General features: G+C 54.8%; 20 protein-coding genes. 11 read left to right on the top strand and 9 right to left on the bottom strand.

Going from position 1 to position 20382, the window contains the following annotated elements:
- Genes KO1_RS03900 through KO1_RS03860 form a run of 9 tightly spaced genes read left to right on the top strand, consistent with a single transcriptional unit; the run spans position 1 to position 10346 of the window.
- The gene (locus tag KO1_RS03900; protein WP_004099205.1) at positions 1-2088 is read left to right on the top strand and encodes a GumC family protein; all 2088 of its coding nucleotides are present in this window, start codon (positions 1-3) and stop codon (positions 2086-2088) included.
- Positions 2089-2093: 5 nt separating this feature from the next.
- The gene (locus tag KO1_RS03895; protein ID WP_024273758.1) at positions 2094-3311 is read left to right on the top strand and encodes a lipopolysaccharide biosynthesis protein; all 1218 of its coding nucleotides are present in this window, start codon (positions 2094-2096) and stop codon (positions 3309-3311) included.
- Complete coding sequence (locus KO1_RS03890) at positions 3302-4684, top strand: hypothetical protein (RefSeq protein ID WP_004099201.1); 1383 nt, start codon at positions 3302-3304, stop codon at positions 4682-4684. Before KO1_RS03895 ends, KO1_RS03890 begins: the two co-directional genes overlap by 10 nt.
- The gene (locus KO1_RS03885; RefSeq protein WP_004099199.1) at positions 4677-5702 is read left to right on the top strand and encodes a glycosyltransferase family 2 protein; all 1026 of its coding nucleotides are present in this window, start codon (positions 4677-4679) and stop codon (positions 5700-5702) included. The genes KO1_RS03890 and KO1_RS03885 overlap by 8 nt, the downstream gene beginning before the upstream one ends.
- Entirely contained in the window at positions 5683-6897 is a 1215-nt protein-coding gene (locus tag KO1_RS03880) for a glycosyltransferase family 4 protein (RefSeq protein ID WP_016809607.1), read from the top strand. Before KO1_RS03885 ends, KO1_RS03880 begins: the two co-directional genes overlap by 20 nt.
- Positions 6894-8009, top strand: coding sequence for a glycosyltransferase family 4 protein (locus KO1_RS03875; protein ID WP_004099196.1), 1116 nt, complete (start codon positions 6894-6896; stop codon positions 8007-8009). Before KO1_RS03880 ends, KO1_RS03875 begins: the two co-directional genes overlap by 4 nt.
- The gene (locus tag KO1_RS03870; RefSeq protein ID WP_004110797.1) at positions 8006-8416 is read left to right on the top strand and encodes a hypothetical protein; all 411 of its coding nucleotides are present in this window, start codon (positions 8006-8008) and stop codon (positions 8414-8416) included. The genes KO1_RS03875 and KO1_RS03870 overlap by 4 nt, the downstream gene beginning before the upstream one ends.
- Positions 8417-8418: 2 nt before the next feature.
- Positions 8419-9837 carry a DUF4832 domain-containing protein gene (locus tag KO1_RS03865; protein WP_004099192.1) on the top strand — a complete coding sequence of 473 codons (1419 nt, stop codon included), beginning with the start codon at positions 8419-8421 and terminating at the stop codon, positions 9835-9837.
- Between the two features lie 2 nt (positions 9838-9839).
- A complete protein-coding gene (locus KO1_RS03860) occupies positions 9840-10346 on the top strand; it encodes a serine acetyltransferase (RefSeq protein ID WP_004099190.1) in 507 nt (168 codons plus the stop codon).
- 82 nt (positions 10347-10428) lie between these two features.
- Here KO1_RS03860 and crl read toward each other — a convergent pair whose 3' ends face one another.
- The 3 genes from crl to gpt form a co-directional block, all read right to left on the bottom strand.
- Positions 10429-10827 (bottom strand): sigma factor-binding protein Crl, encoded by a 399-nt coding sequence (crl, locus tag KO1_RS03855; RefSeq protein WP_004099188.1) that lies wholly within the window; start codon positions 10825-10827, stop codon positions 10429-10431.
- A gap of 57 nt (positions 10828-10884) precedes the next feature.
- Positions 10885-12129, bottom strand: coding sequence for an esterase FrsA (gene frsA / locus KO1_RS03850; RefSeq protein WP_004099186.1), 1245 nt, complete (start codon positions 12127-12129; stop codon positions 10885-10887).
- Between the two features lie 106 nt (positions 12130-12235).
- Positions 12236-12694 (bottom strand): xanthine phosphoribosyltransferase, encoded by a 459-nt coding sequence (gpt, locus tag KO1_RS03845; RefSeq protein ID WP_004099178.1) that lies wholly within the window; start codon positions 12692-12694, stop codon positions 12236-12238.
- Between the two features lie 257 nt (positions 12695-12951).
- Here gpt and pepD point away from each other — a divergent pair, with 257 nt between their 5' ends.
- Positions 12952-14409, top strand: coding sequence for a cytosol nonspecific dipeptidase (pepD, locus tag KO1_RS03840; RefSeq protein WP_004099176.1), 1458 nt, complete (start codon positions 12952-12954; stop codon positions 14407-14409).
- 56 nt (positions 14410-14465) lie between these two features.
- Here pepD and prfH read toward each other — a convergent pair whose 3' ends face one another.
- The 4 genes from prfH to dinB form a co-directional block, all read right to left on the bottom strand.
- Positions 14466-15065 (bottom strand): peptide chain release factor H, encoded by a 600-nt coding sequence (gene prfH / locus KO1_RS03835; RefSeq protein WP_016809608.1) that lies wholly within the window; start codon positions 15063-15065, stop codon positions 14466-14468.
- Positions 15062-16201 (bottom strand): RNA ligase RtcB family protein, encoded by a 1140-nt coding sequence (locus tag KO1_RS03830; RefSeq protein WP_023320365.1) that lies wholly within the window; start codon positions 16199-16201, stop codon positions 15062-15064. Before KO1_RS03830 ends, prfH begins: the two co-directional genes overlap by 4 nt.
- A 175-nt stretch (positions 16202-16376) precedes the next feature.
- Positions 16377-16832, bottom strand: a complete 456-nt coding sequence (locus KO1_RS03825; protein WP_064406842.1) for a GNAT family N-acetyltransferase — start codon at positions 16830-16832, stop codon at positions 16377-16379.
- Positions 16833-16834: 2 nt separating this feature from the next.
- The gene (gene dinB, locus KO1_RS03820) at positions 16835-17890 is read right to left on the bottom strand and encodes a DNA polymerase IV (RefSeq protein ID WP_017146578.1); all 1056 of its coding nucleotides are present in this window, start codon (positions 17888-17890) and stop codon (positions 16835-16837) included.
- A gap of 160 nt (positions 17891-18050) precedes the next feature.
- Here dinB and KO1_RS03815 point away from each other — a divergent pair, with 160 nt between their 5' ends.
- Entirely contained in the window at positions 18051-18908 is an 858-nt protein-coding gene (locus KO1_RS03815; protein ID WP_016809611.1) for a glycerophosphodiester phosphodiesterase family protein, read from the top strand.
- Positions 18909-18940: 32 nt separating this feature from the next.
- Here KO1_RS03815 and nqrM read toward each other — a convergent pair whose 3' ends face one another.
- Together nqrM and nqrF are read right to left on the bottom strand one after the other, a co-directional pair.
- Positions 18941-19156, bottom strand: a complete 216-nt coding sequence (gene nqrM / locus KO1_RS03810; RefSeq protein ID WP_004099168.1) for a (Na+)-NQR maturation NqrM — start codon at positions 19154-19156, stop codon at positions 18941-18943.
- A gap of 2 nt (positions 19157-19158) precedes the next feature.
- On the bottom strand, positions 19159-20382 hold the full coding sequence (nqrF, locus tag KO1_RS03805; protein WP_004099166.1) for an NADH:ubiquinone reductase (Na(+)-transporting) subunit F: 1224 nt from the start codon (positions 20380-20382) through the stop codon (positions 19159-19161).

Below are 20382 nucleotides of genomic sequence, written 5' to 3'. Positions count from 1 at the left end.
ATGGCTATTTCATTAGTTGAAAATGGAAAGAAGAAAGAAGGCTTTATCGACTTCACGCCTTATTTCAACAAAATCAAGCACAAGCTGATTTGGTGCCTGGTGGTGGTCGTGGTGGCTGCGGCGGCGTCGTGGATCCTGACGCGCTTTATGTCATCCAGCTACACCGCAACCGCAACGGTGCTGTTTAAAGCGCAGTCGCAGGATGTAACCCCCCTGCCGCGGCTGGAAAACTACGATTCCACCCGCAGCGATTACTATGAAACCAAATACGCGCTGATGGGCTCCCGCGTGGTACTGGAAGCCGCAGTGAAAGCGCTAAAGCTGGATCAGGACCCGGAATTTAACGGCGGGGATAAGCTTGATGAGGCCGCGCGCGTCAATAATGCCGTGCGCGCCCTGCAAAAAAACCTGACCATCTCCGGCGTGCGCACCACGCAGCTGGTATCCGTTTCGATGGAGGCGAAATCGCCGCAAAAAGCCGCCGATATTGCCAACGGCGTGGCGCAGGCCTTTATCGATTACAGCCTGGCGCAGAAGCAGAAAATATTACTTCAGGCCCAGGGCTGGAACGAAAAAATGATGGACGATCTGCGCAATAAACTCGATCGCCAGAAAGCCGATATCGATGATTTTCTCAAACAGAACGGTCTGCTGACTTTTCGCAGCATGGATGGCTACGAAACCGAGCGCCTGGGGATCGTGATTAACCATCTGGCTGACGCGACCCAGCGCCGTTTGAAAGCGCAAACGGTATGGGACAAAGTGCGCCGCCAGCAGGGAAAAGCGCCGGAAGCGATCATCTCACTGCCGGAAATTTCCGGTCATCCGCAGATTCAGGATCTGCGGATCGCGCTGATCCAGACGCGACGTAACTTATCGGAAGCGGCAAAACACTATGGCCCTAAGCATCCGAAATACCTCCAGGCTCAGGCCCAGCTGCAGGTCGTTAACGGACAAATAGGCCAGGTGCTGGGTGAACTGCTCAATGGGTTACGTCAGCAGTATCAGATTGCGCTGGACGATGAGCAGCACTATCAGCAGATGCTCAACGATCAGAAAGCCGACTTCCAGGCACTGGGCGCTAAGCGCGATAAATACAACACCATGATGACCGCGCTGAACAAAACCGAAGAGCTGTATAAATCGCTGTATCAGCGGGCGAACGAGCAGAAGCTCTCCGAGAGCTTTTCGGTTCCTGATGAAGTGATCTACGATGCCGCCGTGCCGCCAAATCAACCGTCTAAACCGCAGCGCGGTCTGCTTATCGTGATGGCGACCCTGATGGCGCTGGCGCTGTACATTATGTACCTGATTGTCAGCACCGCGCTGGATAAAACGGTCAACAGCATCAGCGAACTTAAAGCTAAAACGGGCCTTGATGCCAGCGGTGAATTCCCGCAATTGCCTCAGGCGAACAGCGCGAAGCTGACGTTCCAGAACCTGCTGTATGCCGACATGATCCACAGCCTGCGCCTGGCGCTGCTCGGTCAGAATAATCATGGCGGGATGATACTGGTGACCTCGGCGCAGGCCGATGCCGGCAGCAGCCTGATTGCCGAAATGCTGGCGTGGTCCGCCGCTAAGTCAGGTAAAACGCTGCTCATTGATGTGGACTACCTGGCAAGCGATGGGCTCTCCGCGCGCTATCCGCAGCATAAAACGGGCTTTAGCGAGCGTCTTGATGGCCGCAGCGCCGCGCCTCAGGCGGTGGTCCCCCTGGCCGACACGCTTGATTTTATGCCGCGAGGCGAGCTGAGCGACTCCGCGCTGCTGCTGTTCACCTCTGAGCGGCTCCCGGCGCTGCTGACGACGCTGCGGCAGACCTACGATTATCTGATTATTAACGCGCCTTCGCTCGGGCTGGCGCAGGACGCCCTGCTGCTGGCGCCGCACGTCGATATTACCCTGCTGGCGATCAACGCTGGCGAGCAGGCGTCGCGCATTCGCGACGCGCAGAATCGTCTGCAAACCGCCGCGCCTACGCCAGTCGCCACCATGCTTAACCGGGTTCAAGAAGAGAATCTGGAGACTCAGGAAGGCAAACGCCTGCCCGAGCGCGGCATGGGCGAACTGATTTCACCGAAGTAGCGATTATGAATTTAATTAAGAGTATTTCTTCAATCGCCAGCTCCTCGGTTCTTTCGCAGGCGATCGGCGCATTTTCCGTGTGGCTGATTTCCCATCGCTACGGCATGGCGGAAGTCGGACACTATGCGATGATCTACAGCAACGTGCTGATTGGCGCTCAGGTTTGCACCTTTGCGTCGCAGCTGCTTATCCCGCGCCAGGAGGAGCATGAGCTGGGGCAGAACGTAGTGTTTTGCCTGCTACAAAGCCTGATTCTGGCGCTGCCCTGGGCGGTCATCACCGGGCTGATTTTCCATCTCAATATTGCGTTTCTCTATCTGCTCACCTTCGGCTATGCGCTGGTTTTGATTGCCGAGAACCTCTCGCTGCGCGGCGGCAACTATCAGTTTCTGACCTTTCAGCGCATCGCCGTGTCGCTGGTCGTAGCGATAGCCCTGCTGGCGATGCCGAATACCACGCTGTTCTATATCGCCTGGATGGCCGGTATTTTGCTGCTGCTCAGCCTCTGTCTGCTGCGCTTGTTCCGCTTCAGTACCCTGACGCCAGCGCATTTTTCTCCGCGCGCGAACGCTCTTTTTGCGCGTCAGCACTGGCAGCATCTCAGTCGCGTCGGCAGCGCGGAAGTGCTGGCGATGGCCAGCAATAACCTGCCGACGATGTTGATAAATGTCTGGTTTTCACCGCTGGTCGCGGGCTATTTCTCGGTGGTAAGCCGCTTCTGTTTATCTCCGGTGATGATTGTCGGTAACGCGGTGCGCAACTCCATCTTTTCAAAATGGTCGATGGATTTTCGCAACAGCACCTTTAACTATCCGGAGTACAAAAAGATTCGCCTGCTGCTGATGGCCGCGGCGCTGATCTGTATCCTTGGGATCTGGATTTTCTATCCGCTGGTTATGCGCCTCGGCTTTAGCCAGGAGTGGCTCAATTCCATTCCGACCTCACGCTATATGTTGCCCTATCTGTTCGCCGCGCTGGCCGTCAGTCCGCTGACCGTTATTGAGCTTATCTTTGGTTCTAAACGCTATTTTTTACGTATTCAGATAGAGCAGTTGCTAATCATCGCCGTCGCTTTTGTCGTTCTGCCTAAGTTGGGCCAGAGCTATGAGATAGCCCTGCTGACGTTCTCTCTTCTGACCAGCATTCGCTATCTGTTCATCCTGCTGAAAATGAACAAACGGGCGCTACAGCTCTCCCGGCAGGAGCAGAAAATATGCAGCTAAATACCGGCCGCTATCTGGAAGCATTCGCGCTGACGACCATCGTCTTCTGCGGCACGATTCAGTATTTCACCGGCGTGGCAGCCGTACTGTGGCTTCCTTTTTTCATGGTGCTGGTGATGGTGATTCTGCTGATGATGCAAAGCCGGGCGCAGCCGCTGGCGCTTAGCGCGCGCGAGAAGGTGGTGCTGGCGCTGTACCTGACTTTTATCATCCTCAGCCTCTGCGCCACGGTTTTACAATCCGGCATCGTCACCGCTATCGTCGGCTTTAAAAACGAACTGGCTCTGTCGCTGGTGATGTTTTGCATGCTGCTCGGCATGTTTCGCGAGTCGCAGCTGCATCGCCTGACACAGCTTTTTTACTGGCTATTCTACGTCCAGTTCCCGCTGGCTATCTATCAGGTGCTGGTAGTGGTGCCAAAACGCGTGGCGCTACGCGGTGAGGATGAAAAGTGGGATTCGGTGGTCGGCACGTTTGGCGGCGACCCGATGGGCGGCGGCAATACCGCAGCAATGGGGATGTTCTGCCTGCTGATTATGCTGCTGAAGGTGTCCGAATTTAAGCACGGTATCTGCTCGTTCAAGTCGATGGCGACGCATATCGTGCTGGCCTTTTTCCTCTGCGTGGTCGGCGAGGTAAAATTCGTGATTCTGCTGTCGCCGTTCTTACTGGCGCTGCTGTGGATCATGCCCGCTTACGTTAGCGGTATCAGTAAAGTCACCCTGCGCTCATTGATGATTATCGCCGCCGGCATGGTGGTATTAATTTTTGCCGCTATCACTATTCTGGCGTCCAACTACTCGTCGGCCTTCGGCGGAGATCCGACAAAAAGCGCGCTCTCGGTATTTATCGATTCCCTCGGCTATATCTTTGATACCAACTACATTATGGAAAGCGGCGAGCTCGGCCGATTTACCACTATTTTCTTCTGGCTCCAGCATAACGAACTTTTTGGCCCGGGCGGAATGCTGTTTGGTTACGGTCTGAACGCCACCAACAGCGGCAGTACCGTCTCCCCCGGCTATATTGGCGCCTGGTATCACCTTATTCTCGATTCCACCGCGCTGAGCATGCTGCTGTGGGAAGTCGGTATTATCGGCGTGATCTTATTTATCGCCATGATTGCTTCTATTCTCGTCGGTATGCGGCCGAAAGAGACCTTTTCCCGCTACGATCTTAAACGTGAAGATTTACAGCTGCTCAGCTCCGCGCCTGCATTTTACGTCTTTGCCATTGGCTGTTTGCTCAGTCTTCCCTACAGCCAGATCCTGATGATCATTCCCATGCTACAGTTTTTATTATGGCTGGCCCTCGGGGCGCTTATTGTCATTCATCGTTCTGTCCGTCTGAATTCCGGTACCCAATATGAATAAAACGCCATCAATTACCGTCAGCATTAAAACCCTCAACGAAGCGCAGGGTATTGAAAAAACGATCGACAGCGTCCGCAAGCAATTGCAGCCTTATCCGCATCAAATTATCGTCGCCGATAGCCTGTCGACCGACAATACCCGGGAGCTGGCCGTCGCCAAAGACGCGATGGTGGTCTGCCTCGATAACGCGAAAGATCGCTGCTGCGGCGTGGGTCATCAGCTGGGCTGGTTGTTCAGCGAAGGGGATTACCTGCTGCTGCTGGATGGCGATATGGAGCTGGAGCCGGGTTTTCTCGACACCGCTGTGGCTTTTCTCGAAACGCATCCCGAGTATGCGGGCGTGGCGGGCAGCGTCGAGATGGATGACGCCGCTAACTATGAGTTTAAATCGCGCAAGCAGCGTCTGCATCTTATCTATCCGCAGGGCGATACCGATCATCTTGGCGGCGGCGGACTCTATCGCCGTTCAGCAATCGAGAAAATAGGCTATCTGACTAATCTGAACCTTCACGGTTATGAAGAAGCTGAACTGGGGATCCGTTTGCAGGCCGCGGGCTATAAGCTCCATCGTCTTGCCGCACCCTATTTTAGCCATGCATCCTATACCATGCCGACCTTCAAAATGCTGGCCTATCGCTGGAAGAACGGCTTTTTATGGGCGCCGGGTGAACTATTACGCAACTGCTGGGGAAAAAAGCATTTCCCCGCCGCGCTTAAGATTGTTCGCAACGAACTGATATTCACGCTGTATATCCTGATATTGATTATTTGCCTGCTGACGTTCAATCCCGGGGTGATTATCATCGCCCTGCTTCCGCTGCTGGCGTTTATCGCGCTGAAGGCGATTAAAAATAAATCGCTGCGCGACGGCGTCCAGAGCGTGATCAACTTATCGTTATTTTCCGCAGGCATGGTGCGAGGCGTCATTAACCCCGTTCGCGATCCGCTGAAACAGCCCGCCGTGACCGTCTCTAACCCAAAACATATCCAGACAGAACATGAAAATATTATTCGTTAATAAATTCTTCTTTATTAAGGGCGGAGCGGAAACCGTTTTTTTTCAGGAACGAGACGCCATGCTGCAAGCCGGCTATCAGGTTGTCGACTTTAGCATGCAGCATGCGGAAAATAAGCCTTCGCCCTGGGAGAATTTCTTCGTACATAACGTGGATTATCATCAAAGCCATGGCCTGACGGGTAAGCTCAAAGCGGGTATCGATTTTATCTACAACGCCGAGGCCTGCAATAAACTCAATACGCTGCTGCTGGAACAGCGCCCGGATATTGTGCACTTTCACAATATCTATCATCAGCTGACGCCCGCATTGATTGGCGTCGCTAAACGCTTTGGCTGCAAAACGGTACTGACGGCGCACGATTATAAAATCGTTTGTCCATCTTACACCATGCTGCGCGATGGCCACGTCTGCGATGACTGTCTTACCGGTTCGGTGAGCAATGCCTTTCGCCATCGCTGCCAGCAGGGAGACACCTTTAAAAGCCTGCTGCTCTCGCTTGAGGCCTACTGGCAAAAGTTCGCGCAAAATTACGCCATGCTCGATTGCATTATCGCTCCCAGCGAATTTATGCGTCAGACGCTGCTGCGTAAATTACCCAGGTCGCGGATCGATGTGATCGTCAACGGTATTGATGCCAGCACCACGGTCCCGGGCGATACTGCGGGGGATTATTTCCTCTATATCGGCCGCTTGAGCCGTGAGAAAGGCGTGGCTACCCTGGCGCTGGCGCAGCAAAAAATGCAGCAGTCCATGCCGCTGAAAATCGTCGGCGATGGCCCTCTCGGCAGCGACCTGCGCGCCCGCTTTAGCGGTCCGGAATTTCTCGGCTATATGCGCCATGGAGAAGCGCTCAACGCGCTGATTCGCGGCGCGCGAGCGGTGATCGTCCCTTCCGAATATTATGAAAACTGCTCGATGTCGGTGCTGGAGGCGATGGCGTTCGGCCGCCCCGTCGTCGGCGGCAATATCGGCGGTATTCCGGAGCAAATTCGCGATGGCATTGATGGCTATCTGGTGGAACCAGGAGATGCCGACGCGCTGGCGCGCATCATGGATAGCCTGGCCGCCAATCCTCAGCAGGCGCGTGAAATGGGCATTAACGCACGCCAGCGGTTAGAGGATAAATACGATCTCGCCCGACATATGCAGGTTCTGCAGGAACTCTATCAGCAGCTTGTGGGGGAAGCGAAATGAAGCTTAAAGTGACGGTGCTCGGCACCCGCGGTATACCGAACGTCCAGGGCGGCGTGGAGACCCATTGCCAGAATTTGTATCCCGAAATCTATCAACAGAATCATGCTGATATCTGCGTCATTGCCCGCTCGCCGTACGTCGACTACCGCCGTAGCGAATATAAAGGCGTACAGCTGAAAAGCCTGTGGGCGCCCAAAAGCCGCAAGTTCGAAGCCATTATTCACTCTACGCTGGCCGCCTTCAGTACCCTGTTCGACGGTTCAAATGTCGTGCACGTTCACGCGGTCGGGCCTGGCCTGGTGGTCCCGCTGCTGCGCCTGCTCGGCAAACGCGTCGTTTTTACCCACCACGGCCCGGACTATGACCGGCAGAAATGGGGGAAAATGGCGAAGGAGATGCTGCGCCTCGGTGAAAAATGGGCGGTGAAATATGCCAACGAGGTCATTGTTATCTCGGAAGTGATTAATACGTTGATTCAGACCAAACATGGCCGTTATAACGCGAACGTGATCTATAACGGCGTGCGCCAGCCGCAGCTTCCCGCCGAAGAGGCCCGGCAGGCCACGTTGGATCAGTACTCTCTCAAAGCCGGGCAATACGTTGTCGCCGTCGCCCGCTTTGTTGAAGAAAAAGGGCTGCACGATCTGATTGCCGCCCACAAAGCCGCCAACTGCTCGCAGCCGCTGGTGCTGATTGGCGATGCCGATCATCCGGATGAGTATAGCGAGCGGCTGAAGAAACAGGCGGCCGCTACCCCGGGGGTGATCATGACCGGTTTTATTAGCGGCGATCCGTTGCATACCCTGTTCTCACAGGCCGGGCTTTTTGTTCTACCGTCTTACCATGAAGGGCTGCCTATTGCCCTGCTGGAGGCCATGTCCTGGTCACTGCCGGTTATCGTCAGCGATATCCCCGCTAACCTGGAGATTGGCCTGCCTGCCGGGGACTATTTCCCGGCAGGTGATGTCGCCGCGCTGGCGCAAAAGTTGCAGTCCTGGAGCGGCGAGGAGACCGTGGATTACAGCCAGTTAATGCCCAAATACCGCTGGCCGGACATTGCAGCGAAAACGGCTCAGGTCTATCAGCGATTAACGAATAAGAGTCAACCGTGACAAAATCAACATCCGACCTGGTCATCGAGCGCTTTTATTCCGCGCTTGACCCGGAAACAGAAGCCTCATTAACGCCGGAGCAGAAACGCGGTATCGAACAGGCGCTGGTGAGATCGAGCCTGGCGTCGCGCCATCGTATCGACTTTCGCCATAGCTTTCCGTTTCTGCATCGTCGCTATTTTGTAGTCTTTTTATGCGGTCGCGATCTGCGCAAAATTCCGCGAGAAAGCACGCTGCTCGGGCGTATATTTTCCACCCTGGCGATTACGTTTGCCGTACTGTTTGCCATTCTTGCCGTGCTGCTGGCGCTCTATATGCTTAAATCTGCGCTGGGTATCGATGTGTTTAAGAACTTCCACGTGGGTATCTGGACGTGGTTTGTAAACCTCCACGATAAAGTGAATTAACGATGAGCTCTTTTTCACTGCGCCGCGCCGCGCTGCTTTTGGCGCTACTGCTGGCCGGAGTCATACCCTCTGCAGCGGTACTGGCTGAACGTACGGTTGTCACCCCGCCGGCCTTCACCGGTCTGTTAACGAATCCTGGGATCGGCGTGGCCAGTTTCCACGATGGTTATGGTCAGAAGCCCTCTCTGAAAGAGTATCCGGACACCGGATTTGAATACGATCGCTTTTACTGGAGCGATCTGGAGCCTGAAGAAGGCGTCTATAATTTTGCGCCGATCGATCATGCCTTCAGCGTCGCCGCCCAACATCAGCCGGCAATGAACGTCGGATTACGTTTCATGGCGCTCGATGAGCCACAATCAGGCTCGAAAATCCCCGCCTGGCTTATCGCCAAAGGCATTCAGGGACAATGGGTCGAAAATGGCAAAACCTTTGTCCCGGATCTCAGCGATCCGACTTTTATCGCCTATGCGCAAAAGCTGCTTAACGCCCTCGGCGCGCGTTATGACGGCAATCCTGAACTGGCGTTTGTCGATATCGGCATGGTGGGTTCCTGGGGCGAATGGCATAACTCCAATTTCCCTGACGTCGCGCCGTTGATGGAAAAGTACACTCCGCAACAGCTCAATCGCTACATTGATATGCACTTCAGCAGTTTCCCGAAAACGCCCAAAATTATGTTAATCAGCGGCGGCGACTCGCTGGCCTGGGCCAGCCAAAAGGGCGCCGGATGGCGCGCGGACTGCTGGGGAGACTGGCATAACTTTTCCCCGGAGTGGAGCCATATGCGCGATGACTATCCTCAACGCCTGGCCGCAGCGCAGAAGGCGTGGGCCGGTTTTAACACTGGCTGGCAGCACGCTCCCGTTAGTCTTGAAATTTGCGGTTATATGGCGGAGTGGGAAAGCGTTCAGCACTATACCCGCGAGGAGGTTCAGGCCAGCTTTGACTGGGCATTAGCGCAGCACGCCAGTACCCTGAATCTGAAATCGCGTCCGGTACCGGCCGCCTATCGCGATATCGTTGATAACGCATTATTGCGTATCGGCTATCGCTACCGGGTGAGCCGGCTGGAATTTGATACGCCCGTGCGTAGCGGCACTCCGCTTACGCTGAATGTTACCTGGCGTAACGACGGCGTCGCTCCAGCCTATCTCCCGTGGCTTGTACAGTGGCGAATAGTGAATGATGCGGGTACGACGATGACGCAAGTCCGTACGTCGGACGATGTTCGCCAGTGGCTGCCCGGCGACCATCAAAGCAACGTCACGCTGCCGCTGCCTGCGGGCCTGCCTGACGGCCAGTACCGCCTGGAAGCGGCGCTGACCAACCATCAAAATCTACCGCGTATACAACTTGCTAACGAAGGTCAAACCGGTGACGGATGGTATTCACTGGCTTCGTTTAACCTTAAGGAATAACCATGTTTGAGGCTATCAGGCTGGTCGGCCGGGAAATCAAATCCTGCGGCGGCATTAAAGCGAAAATCGCGCTTCTGCTCTATCGTCTGGCAACGCTCTACCGCAGTCGTAACCCGCTGTGGAAGATCTGCGCAATTCCCTTCGTTATTCTCAATATCGTGATTAACGAGTGTTTATTTTGCATTGAGCTGCCGTGGCGAGCGCGCATTGGATATGGGCTGAAGCTGTTTCATCCGCACTGCATCGTTATTAATCGGGGAACGATCATCGGCCAAAATTGTACTCTGCGCCAGGGGGTCACTATTGGCAGCGTGACCGATAGCCAGGGTCAGGAAGGCAACAGCCCGCGAATCGGCGATAACGTAGAATTTGGCGCCCACGCCGTGGTGATCGGCGCGGTCACGCTAGGCGATAACGTCAAAGTCGGGGCAGGCACGGTAGTGACCAAAGATCTGGCCGCAGGCATGATTGCCGTCGGTCAACCCTATCGGGTATTAAACGGCAATTAGTGTGGGTTTGCCTGGGGACAAAACCCACGCTGGTAGAAACGCGGGTTTTATTGCTAGCCGGATGGCAACAGAAGGTTGACTCTTAGGCTCTCAGCTTAACCGGCTCGCTAAAATCATCAGCAGGTTCCAGCTTAAGGTTAAACGTTGCCAATAGCGCTTCGGCTCGTTGGTGAAAATCGCGCAGCGTCTTTTCGAGCTTTTCGGTGACTTCAGGATCGTCAATCGCGACCGGACGCCAGTCGCCTTCTTTATCGAATAATCCAAACTGGTAGCTATAGGTGAAGCGCGATGCCTGCGCTTCCATCTCCATCCACCATCCCCAGAACTCGCGTTTTTCAGGCGCCGGTTTTACGTTGACGCAAACTGCCAGGCAATCGAAAAAGAAGCGGTTGTCTTCACATTGCTCCTCACGGATGTAAGGGCCTAGCGCCGTGAATTTCTTAATCAGCTTACTCTTTAGGTGTCCACTCGGTAACGTCATTGCAATCTCCTTTGGTGATGCCATGACGTTACCAAATCGATAGAATTTAGCAATATATTAACTAAATCTATGGCTAATCCAGCGGGCGATCTGCCGCAGGGCGTGATCGAAATTGCGATAAACCGGATTGAACGGGATCTCCAGCAGCTTGCCGTCGGATGAGGATGAAGTGATCAATCGCGACTCCTCTTCCGGGCTGAACGGATCGTCTTTCCAGAAGCCCGAAAGCATTGGCGTAGGGCAGCGGCGCCCCAGCAGTCCCTGAACCTTCAGGGAGTAGCGGTTAAGCTCCACGCGCAGCGCTTCGTCGGAAGCATCGTGCATTCCCAGACGCGAAGCCAGAACGTCAAGATACATTTCCGGCACCCGTCCCTGATGCAGCGGATCCACCAGCAGGCCGTGCACCACCGGGCCCAGGCAGGCAACCGCCTTCAGGCGCTGAGATTCCAGATAGCCCAGCCGTACGGCAATGTTGGCGCCAAAACGGAAACCAAAGGCGGCCACGCGGGTATGATCGACCCATGGCACATTGGCCAGATGCTGCAGCACATACTGGTGCAGCATACTGGTATCCTGGGTCAGCTTGCATTTTGACGAGAAACCAATTGAAGGCATATCCACGGTCAGCATAGCGATGCCCAATGGCGCAAAATAGTTCTCATACAGGTTGTAATAATCGGTCTGGAGCGCGTCAAGGCCGCCGCACATCAGCACCGTCGGGAACGGCCCCTCGCCTGGCGGCATATGCAGGAACCCGGTGATCGGCGCCGCGCCAGGGATGGAAAACTCCAGCTCGCGCAGCTTGCCGGGCAGCCGCTGAGCCGCCTCTTCGTAAGCCCGGTATGCCAGCACCTGCGCCTGTTCCGCCAGCTCATCGCCTTTAATGTGCGGATAGGCGGCAATGCTGTACAGGTTTGCCGCATGCAGCCAGTGGCGGCCGCTGATGAGCAGATCCTCTTCCTGGCCGGCCTTTTGCTGCCAGTCCATCGCCTGTTTCGCCCATTCAAAGATCCAGTTGCCACCGCGATAGCCGACAACCGTATCGTAAAGCTCCGGATCGGTTCGCTCCGCATCGCTCATGACGATGCGCGCCTGCACGTCGAGGATTTCCTGCGGCGTCACGCCACGCCAGATCCACATCAGGCGATTAATCAATCGATACCAGTGATCAACGTTATTGCCGCTGAGCGCGGACTGGATCGGTTGCTGCGCTCCGGTATTGAACCGGCGCACCAGCGTAGAGGTTTCCGGATGTTTGAATCGGGGTTTAAACAGCGTTTCGCTAAGGTTAGCCTGGGACATGTGCAGCCTCCATCATGTTGCCACTGAAGCTATTGTAACCTGCGCAAGGGTAAAAAAAACCACGCCCGGCAAAACCGGGCGTGGTAATTAGCATTTATGCGGGAAATTAACGGCCTGCGATAGGCGGTACGAACACCACGCCCATATCCCACGGCTGTTCAATCCAGGTATCCTGCGGAATATCAATAACATAATCGTCAACCAGCGGACGGCCGGCCGGTTTTGCGAAAATAGTGACAAAATGCGCTTTAGGATACATTTCGCGGATAGCAACGGCGGTACCGCCGGTATCGACCAGGTCATCGATAACGATGAAGCCTTCGCCGTCGCCTTCTGCACGTTTCAGAACCGTCAGCTCACGCTGGTTATCGTGGTCGTAGCTTGAGATGCAAACGGTGTCAACATGACGAATACCCAGTTCACGCGCCAGTAGTGCTCCCGGTACCAGACCGCCGCGGCTAACGGCAATAATGCCTTTCCACTGTTCAACCGGCAGCAGGCGGGTTGCCAGCTTGCGGGCGTGAATCTGCAACATGTCCCAGGTGACGACGTATTTTTCGCTCATGTGAAGTGTCCCAGCCTGTGTAATACGGCTTAAATAATGTTCGAGGGGGAAAATGGTTGCGCGAGATTATAGAGATCTGACGCGCTAAAAACCAGCGTTAAGCGGCCACGACGACTCTTTTTACGTGGTTTACACTACCAGAGTACGCGGAAAGTGGTATTCTCAACCCCATCGCGCAAGCCCGGGCTTGTAGTGTATTTGATTGCTAACCCTCGATCTGCAAACGACTTTTGCAGATGATTGTAAGGAGACTCATCGTGTCTGAACTGTCTCAATTATCCCCTCAGCCGCTGTGGGATATTTTTGCCAAAATCTGCTCTATTCCCCACCCGTCCTATCACGAAGAACAGCTCGCTGAGCACATTATGGGCTGGGCAAAAGAAAAAGGCTTACACGCGGAACGCGACCAGGTTGGCAACATTCTGATTCGTAAAGGCGCCACTGCCGGTATGGAAAACCGCAAACCGGTAGTGCTGCAGGCGCACCTCGATATGGTGCCGCAGAAAAACAACGATACCGTTCACGACTTCACTCAGGACCCGATTCAACCTTACATCGACGGCGAGTGGGTCAAAGCGCGCGGCACGACTCTGGGCGCCGATAACGGTATCGGCATGGCTTCCGCGCTGGCGGTGCTGGCTGACGACAACGTTGTTCATGGCCCGCTGGAAGTGCTGCTGACCATGACGGAAGAAGCCGGTATGGACGGCGCCTTTGGCCTGCAGCCCAACTGGCTGCAGGCGGATATCCTGATCAACACCGACTCCGAAGAAGAGGGTGAAATTTACATGGGCTGCGCGGGTGGGATCGACTTCACCTCTGACCTGGCGCTGACCCGTGAAGCCGTTCCGGCCGGTTTCCAGAGCTTTAAACTGACCCTTAAAGGGCTGAAAGGCGGCCACTCCGGCGGCGAGATCCACGTCGGTTTAGGCAATGCGAACAAACTGCTGGCACGCTTCCTGGCGGGCCATGCTGAAGAGCTCGATCTGCGCCTGGTCGATTTCAATGGCGGCACCCTGCGCAACGCCATCCCGCGCGAAGCGTTCGCGACGGTAGCCGTAGCCGCGGACAAAGCGGAAACGCTGAAAGCGCGAGCGAATGAGTACCAGGAGATCCTGCAAAACGAGCTGGCGGCTAAAGAGAAAAATCTCGCTGTGCTGCTGGAGTCGGCGGAAAATGGCCAGCCTGCGCTTACGACTCAATCTCGTGATACCTTTGTGCGCCTGCTTAACGCCACGCCGAACGGCGTCATCCGCAACTCTGACGTGGCAAAAGGGGTGGTGGAAACCTCTCTGAACGTCGGCGTGGTGACCATGACCAGCGACAACGTGCAGATTCACTGCCTGATTCGTTCGCTGATTGACAGCGGTAAAGATTACGTCGTGAGCATGCTGGACTCTCTGGGCAAGCTGGCCGGTGCGAAAACCGAAGCCAAAGGCGCCTATCCAGGCTGGCAGCCGGACGCCAACTCTCCGGTGATGCATCTGGTACGTGAAACCTATCAGCGTCTGTTCAACAAAACGCCGAATATCCAGATTATCCACGCGGGCCTGGAGTGCGGTCTGTTCAAGAAACCGTATCCGGAACTGGATATGGTTTCCATCGGGCCAACCATTACTGGCCCTCACTCTCCGGATGAACAGGTGCATATCGAAAGCGTGGGCCAGTACTGGACGCTGCTGACTGAGCTGCTGAAATCCATTCCGGCGAAGTAAGACAACAAAGGCCCACTCCTCAGGAAGTGGGCCTTTTCTTTATAACGACTCGCTCATTAACGCCCGCTAAACGTTCGCAGCGGATTACCGCGCTCAATCTGATGATGGAACATTCTCCGCTCAGACTTCAACGCCGCACTCTCATTCTGCCGCTGCTGTTCCAGCTTCCAGGCAATCAGCAGACGCGCCAGCCGTTTGTTCGCATGCTGACTCCGCTCCGACTGCACCTTTACGCTGATGCCGCTTGCCGTATGAATGGCGCGCACCGCGGAATCGGTCTTGTTCACGTGCTGCCCGCCAGGTCCGGAAGAGCGCAGCGTTTCAAAGCGGATCTCGCTGGAGAGCATCTGTTCATCGCAGGAAAAGCGCCCTACGCCAACATACCAGTTTTTGCGCCCGTGATGCGGCCTGAACGGACTGGAAAAGACCCATTGTAAAGTGCCGCACCAGCTTTCGCTGAAAGCAAACGCGCCGTCACCATCCAGCGAAAGCAGAACAGAACGCAGGGTGCCGGCATGACGTCCTGGCTCACTTTCCAACAGCGTCAGGGAAAGCCGCCGCTCTGCGGCTTCCTTTATGAGCCGCTCCAACGTCAGTTTCACCGCCAGACAGCATTCATCCGGCCCCTGAGCGGAAGAGAGTTGCAATAAAATCATGCGCTTTTCCCTCCGCTGGTTTTCAGCGTCAGCAGCGGACGCAGACGGGCGATCGGTTCGACCAGCCCGGCCTGCACCAGACAGTTAAGTACGCTTTCAACGGATTTATACGCCTGCGGCGCTTCTTCATAGATCAGCTGACGATCGCGGCAGATCACCCTGCTTCCCAGCTCGGTGCGCGCCAGCTGAGCCGGCGTATATTTGCCGGACAGGCGCCCTTTGCATTCGGTTCGCATCCATTTCCGCCCGGCGCCATGCGCCAGCGAATGCAGGGTCTCCTCGCGGGTAACAGGCTGCACCAGCCAGCTGTGGTCGCCGCGAGAGCCCGGGATTATCACCAGGCCCCGGTCGTCCGGCGTAGCCCCTTTGCGATGCAGCCAACCCTGCAGCCCGTCAACAGAACAGGACTCGACAAAGTTATGCGCGATATCCAGTACGCTCCGTCCGTCGGCCCGTATCTGTTGCAGGATGCGGGTGGCAATCAGATAACGATTCACGCGGGCAAAAGCCAGCGCATCATCATGTTCTGCCAGATAATCCCGAGCCGCAGCGCTACCTTCCGCCAGGCCATCGTGCGAAAAAGCCGCAATATGGTGCTGCAGTATGGATTGCCCGAGGCCGCGCGATCCGCTGTGCGCCAGCAGCAGCAGGCGCTGAGCATCAAGGCCGGCCTGCTGGAAACGGTCGTTATCCACAACCTGCTCCACCTGCTGCAGTTCAGCGAAATGGTTACCGCCGCCAATCGATCCCAGGGCGCTGCGCCAGGGATGGGTCAACAAATTTTCCGGCAGATGCTCGTCCAGCCAGCTTGCTTGCGCAACGTCCCCCATAGCGGACAGTTTCTTCTCAAACTTATCCGCATTGTATTTTCGCGCGAGGATATCCGTTTGCCACAGCGCCATGCCGCAACCGATATCGTTACCCACCAGTGCCGGGTAGAGATGGCCCAGCGAGAAGAAGGCTGCGCCGATGGGATAGCCACGCCCGGGATGTAAGTCTGGCATTCCCACCACGCGCTGCATGTGGGGTAAATTTGCCGTCGTGTGTAATTGTTGGATCGCTAAACCTTCGATCCACAGATCGTCTGAACGAATATAAGAAATAGATTCAGACGTATAATGAACATTATTGCCCATATACCAATCCATATTAAAAAATAAATAAAGGATGTGGCAGACGTTACCAGGGCAAAAAAGAGAGTTATTCCTGGGAAGGCCTGCAAAGTGCGTTCTGGAAATCTGTATTCATGGTGAACCTCCTTTGCAGTTAATAAATAGGTGAAAGTGCGCGTATAGTAATCAGGCGTTAAATCTATTGCAAGCCGATTTGCCGCCGCATCAAATAATTAAGAAAACGTTCACCCCGCGCCTCCACTTCCTGTGGCTGAATAACCGTGAAGCCATGACGCGCAAAAAAGGGCTTTGCCGTAATACTGGCCTCTACCGTATAAATGCGCTCAGGAAGCTGCCTCAATAGCGTATTGAGCAGCGCGCTGGCGACGCCCTGGCGGCTATAGTCGGGAGAAACGAAGAGTAAATCGATATAATCATCTACGGCAGTGATAAACCCGACCGGCGAGGCATCTTTTATCGCAATCAGTACGCATGACGCCGCTAGTTTTTGTCGCCAGCGTTCTTCATCAACCTGTGCCCAGGCGGCAATTTGCCGGGGGGAATAATCGGCGCTGGCTGTCTCTTTAACGGCGCGTAAAAAGAGTGCGCATAGCGCTGGAAAATCCCCCTCTTCGTACATTCTTATTGTTAACATTGTTACAGTCCCAAAACGAGTTGCCGCTCCAGCTGCGGATCAAGCAGCGTCACGTGCAGCCCCACCAGCCTGACTCCCCGACCTCCGCGCCGCTCGTGCCAGGCTTTATGCGCGGTAGAAATCAAATCATCTTTATTCAGCCGGGGCCAGACATGCTCCTGGGTCGTGAGCTGGAAATCATTAAACTTCAGCTTGACCCCCTGGCGAGCAATCCGCAAATCCGGTTTAACTTTCGCCAGGCGCCGTTCAAGTTCTGGATAGAGGTTCTCAATAATCGACTCACACTCCGCCCATTCGTGGATATCCTCTATCAGGGTTCGCTCAACCCCCACCGATTTGCGCTGGCGCTCGCTGCTGATTTCTCGTTCATCAATGCCGTGGCTGCGTTCCCACAATATTCGCCCGAATTTACCAAAGCGCTTGAGCAACATTGCCAGATCGCTGTTCTGTACATCTTCGCAGGTTCTCAGGCCCATGCTTTCCAGCTTCGCGGCGGAGACTTTGCCGACGCCCGGGATCTTCGACAGCGACAGCGTTTTGACAAACTCCGCTACCTGGTGCGGCGCAATGACAAACTGGCCGTCAGGTTTATTCAGATCCGAGGCGATTTTTGCCAAAAATTTTACCGGCGCAATGCCGGCAGAAGCAGTCAGATTGAGCTCGCGATGGATGGTCTCACGGATCTCCTGCGCCATCAGCGTTGCTGACCCCTGACAATGGACGCTGTCGCTGACGTCAAGATAGGCTTCATCCAGCGATAGGGGTTCGATTAACGAGGTATAGCGGGAAAAAATCTCCCGGATATGGTTCGAGGCCTCTTTGTAAGCGTCGAAACGACCGGGAAGGAGCGTCAGGTGTGGGCAAAGTTTCAGGGCGGTGGCGGTAGGCATAGCGCTGCGCACGCCGAACTTACGCGCCGGATAGTTAGCCGTACTGATAACGCCGCGCTGTACCCGACTGCCGCCAATGGCGATAGGGATATCGCGCAGCGCCGGGTTATCACGCATTTCAACCGCTGCGAAGAAGCAGTCCATATCTACATGGATGATTTTACGCATAGCCAAACCTTAGACTGTACATGCATACAGTATAGCAAACTATGGCGAAATTTAATCTTTTTAAATCCACAACCTTAAAAAACGTGCTACAACATAAAAATGCAACAAATATGATTTATTTTTCATATAGTTATATTAATAAATAAGGTAAAACCCAATCATGAAATCAATAGTAACTGCGCTCGGTTTACTTATTGCCAGCAGCGCCTGCGCAGCACCTCAGCTTATTGCTCATCGCGGAGGTACCGGCGATGCCCCGGAAAATACACTTCCAGCAATAAAACTCGCCCTGGAAAATAAGGCCGAGGCGATCTGGATAACGGTGCAATTAAGCCAGGATGGCGTCCCGGTTTTATATCGTCCTGGCGATCTTTCCGCGCTGACTAATCATACAGGGAAAATCTCAAGCTATAGCGCAGCCGAACTGGCACGCATGGACGCGGGGTGGAAATGGGGCGATGAAACTCACCCCTGGCGCGGTAAAAATGCAACGATTCCCACGCTACAATCGGTGCTGGAACAGTGGCCGGAGACCTTCTTTTATATCGATATCAAATCGCCTGATGCCGACCCTGCGATAATGGCGGCTCGGCTTGGCGATGTGTTAAATAAAACCCATAGCCTCGCCCGCGTACGCGTGTATTCAACGGACGCTCGCTATATCGCAGCGCTACCAGAGTCAATTCCCCATTTCGTCAGCCGGGACGAAACGCGAACAAAGCTGGCGACCATTTCTCTTAGCCACCAGTGTCAGCCCACCAACTCACCAGGGGACGAGTACTGGTACGGCCTTGAGCTGAAACGCAAAGTAGAAGTCATCGAGAAGTTCACCCTGGGCGAAGGCGTATCGCCGGCCACGCTCACCTGGGATAAAGAAGCGATGGACTGTTTCCGCTCACAGGGCAAAGCCCATATCATATTCTTCGGCATTAATAATGCTGATGATTTTCGTACGGCAAGCGAGCTTGGCGCCGACGGCGTAATGGTTGACTCACCGGCAAAAGCGAAAACGTGGTAAATCAAAAAAGGCCGCATGGTGCGGCCTGCTAGTTAAATGATGCGATCCTGATTGCGCTGCGCTTCGCGTGCCATGCGTTTTTTACGCGCATCGCAGGGCTCAGGGCAGTCGCAGACCTTTTCCAGACCCAGCGATGAGATCCCCCCGCAGCTGCCCTGGATAGTTTTTCGCTTGATCAGATACCCGAGCGACATTCCCAGAATAACCAGCGCGAAAATCACAAAGGTCGCGACAAATACCGTCAGCATCATTAGCCTCCAAAATCGTCGAGCATGATGTTTTCATCCTCAACGCCGAGATCTTTCAGCATTTTGATGACCGCGGCGTTCATCACCGGCGGCCCGCACATATAGAATTCACAATCTTCCGGCGCCGGGTGATCGCGCAGATAGTTTTCATACAGGACATTGTGAATAAAGCCGGTATGACCGGTCCAGTTATCTTCAGGCTGCGGATCGGAGAGCGCCACGTGGAAGGTAAAGTTCGGATTTTCACGTGCCAGCTGCTCGAATTCGTCATCATAGAACATTTCTCGCAGAGAGCGCGCGCCGTACCAGAAGCTGATTTTACGCTTACTGTGCAGGCGCTTAAGCTGATCAAAAATATGCGAGCGCATCGGCGCCATTCCGGCTCCGCCGCCGATAAAGACCATTTCAGCGTCCGTTTCTTTGGCAAAAAATTCCCCAAACGGCCCGGAAATCGTCACTTTATCGCCCGGCTTCAACGACCAGATATAGGAAGACATAATTCCCGGAGGCGCATCAGGTACCTGCGGCGGCGGGGTTGCGATACGCACGTTGAGCATGATGATGCCCCTCTCTTCCGGATAGTTAGCCATGGAGTAGGCGCGCAACGTAGGCTCTTTTACATCCGAGACATAGCGGAAGAGATTAAATTTATCCCAATCGCCGCGATACTCATCCGGAACGTCAAAGTCAGCATAAGCGACCTTGTGCGATGGACATTCGATCTGAATATACCCGCCTGCGCGGAACGGAACCGCGTCGCCGTCCGGCACGCGCAGCTTCAGCTCTTTGATAAAAGTGGCTTTGTTATCGTTCGAGATAACTTCACATTCCCACTTCTTAACGCCAAAAATCTCCTCCGGCAGCTCAATTTTCATGTTCTGCTTCACCGCGACCTGGCAGGCCAGGCGGCAGCCCTCTCTCGCCTCACGCTTGGTGATATGAGAAAGTTCGGTAGGCAGGATATCACCGCCGCCCTCTTTCACCGTCACCCGGCATTGGCCGCAGGAGCCGCCCCCACCGCAGGCCGACGAGACGAAGATTCCGTTGCTGGAGAGCGTATTCAGCAGCTTGTCACCCGCCGGAGTACGGATCTGTTTATCCGCTTCGTTATTGATTTCAATGACCACATCGCCCGCATTCACCAGCTTCGAACGCGCGGCCAATATCAGCCCGGATAGCACCAGGACGATCAGCGTGAACATCACTACGCCAAGAATTATTTCCAT

Origin of the sequence: Klebsiella oxytoca NBRC 105695 (assembly GCF_001598695.1) — a bacterium.
Taxonomy (GTDB): domain Bacteria; phylum Pseudomonadota; class Gammaproteobacteria; order Enterobacterales; family Enterobacteriaceae; genus Klebsiella; species Klebsiella oxytoca.
The sequence above is the reverse complement of the archived record's forward strand: the minus strand, read 5'-3'. Positions and strand labels throughout refer to the sequence as shown.

What these genes read in the sequence shown, in the direction of transcription:
- KO1_RS03900 (WP_004099205.1), top strand. Translation starts at nt 1, where the DNA reads ATGGCTATTTCATTAGTTGAAAATGGAAAGAAGAAAGAAGGCTTTATC.
- KO1_RS03895 (WP_024273758.1), top strand. Translation starts at nt 2,094, where the DNA reads ATGAATTTAATTAAGAGTATTTCTTCAATCGCCAGCTCCTCGGTTCTT.
- KO1_RS03890 (WP_004099201.1), top strand. Translation starts at nt 3,302, where the DNA reads ATGCAGCTAAATACCGGCCGCTATCTGGAAGCATTCGCGCTGACGACC.
- KO1_RS03885 (WP_004099199.1), top strand. Translation starts at nt 4,677, where the DNA reads ATGAATAAAACGCCATCAATTACCGTCAGCATTAAAACCCTCAACGAA.
- KO1_RS03880 (WP_016809607.1), top strand. Translation starts at nt 5,683, where the DNA reads ATGAAAATATTATTCGTTAATAAATTCTTCTTTATTAAGGGCGGAGCG.
- KO1_RS03875 (WP_004099196.1), top strand. Translation starts at nt 6,894, where the DNA reads ATGAAGCTTAAAGTGACGGTGCTCGGCACCCGCGGTATACCGAACGTC.
- KO1_RS03865 (WP_004099192.1), top strand. Translation starts at nt 8,419, where the DNA reads ATGAGCTCTTTTTCACTGCGCCGCGCCGCGCTGCTTTTGGCGCTACTG.
- KO1_RS03860 (WP_004099190.1), top strand. Translation starts at nt 9,840, where the DNA reads ATGTTTGAGGCTATCAGGCTGGTCGGCCGGGAAATCAAATCCTGCGGC.
- crl (WP_004099188.1), bottom strand. Translation starts at nt 10,827, where the DNA reads ATGACGTTACCGAGTGGACACCTAAAGAGTAAGCTGATTAAGAAATTC.
- frsA (WP_004099186.1), bottom strand. Translation starts at nt 12,129, where the DNA reads ATGTCCCAGGCTAACCTTAGCGAAACGCTGTTTAAACCCCGATTCAAA.
- gpt (WP_004099178.1), bottom strand. Translation starts at nt 12,694, where the DNA reads ATGAGCGAAAAATACGTCGTCACCTGGGACATGTTGCAGATTCACGCC.
- prfH (WP_016809608.1), bottom strand. Translation starts at nt 15,065, where the DNA reads ATGATTTTATTGCAACTCTCTTCCGCTCAGGGGCCGGATGAATGCTGT.
- KO1_RS03830 (WP_023320365.1), bottom strand. Translation starts at nt 16,201, where the DNA reads ATGGGCAATAATGTTCATTATACGTCTGAATCTATTTCTTATATTCGT.
- KO1_RS03825 (WP_064406842.1), bottom strand. Translation starts at nt 16,832, where the DNA reads ATGTTAACAATAAGAATGTACGAAGAGGGGGATTTTCCAGCGCTATGC.
- dinB (WP_017146578.1), bottom strand. Translation starts at nt 17,890, where the DNA reads ATGCGTAAAATCATCCATGTAGATATGGACTGCTTCTTCGCAGCGGTT.
- KO1_RS03815 (WP_016809611.1), top strand. Translation starts at nt 18,051, where the DNA reads ATGAAATCAATAGTAACTGCGCTCGGTTTACTTATTGCCAGCAGCGCC.
- nqrM (WP_004099168.1), bottom strand. Translation starts at nt 19,156, where the DNA reads ATGCTGACGGTATTTGTCGCGACCTTTGTGATTTTCGCGCTGGTTATT.
- nqrF (WP_004099166.1), bottom strand. Translation starts at nt 20,382, where the DNA reads ATGGAAATAATTCTTGGCGTAGTGATGTTCACGCTGATCGTCCTGGTG.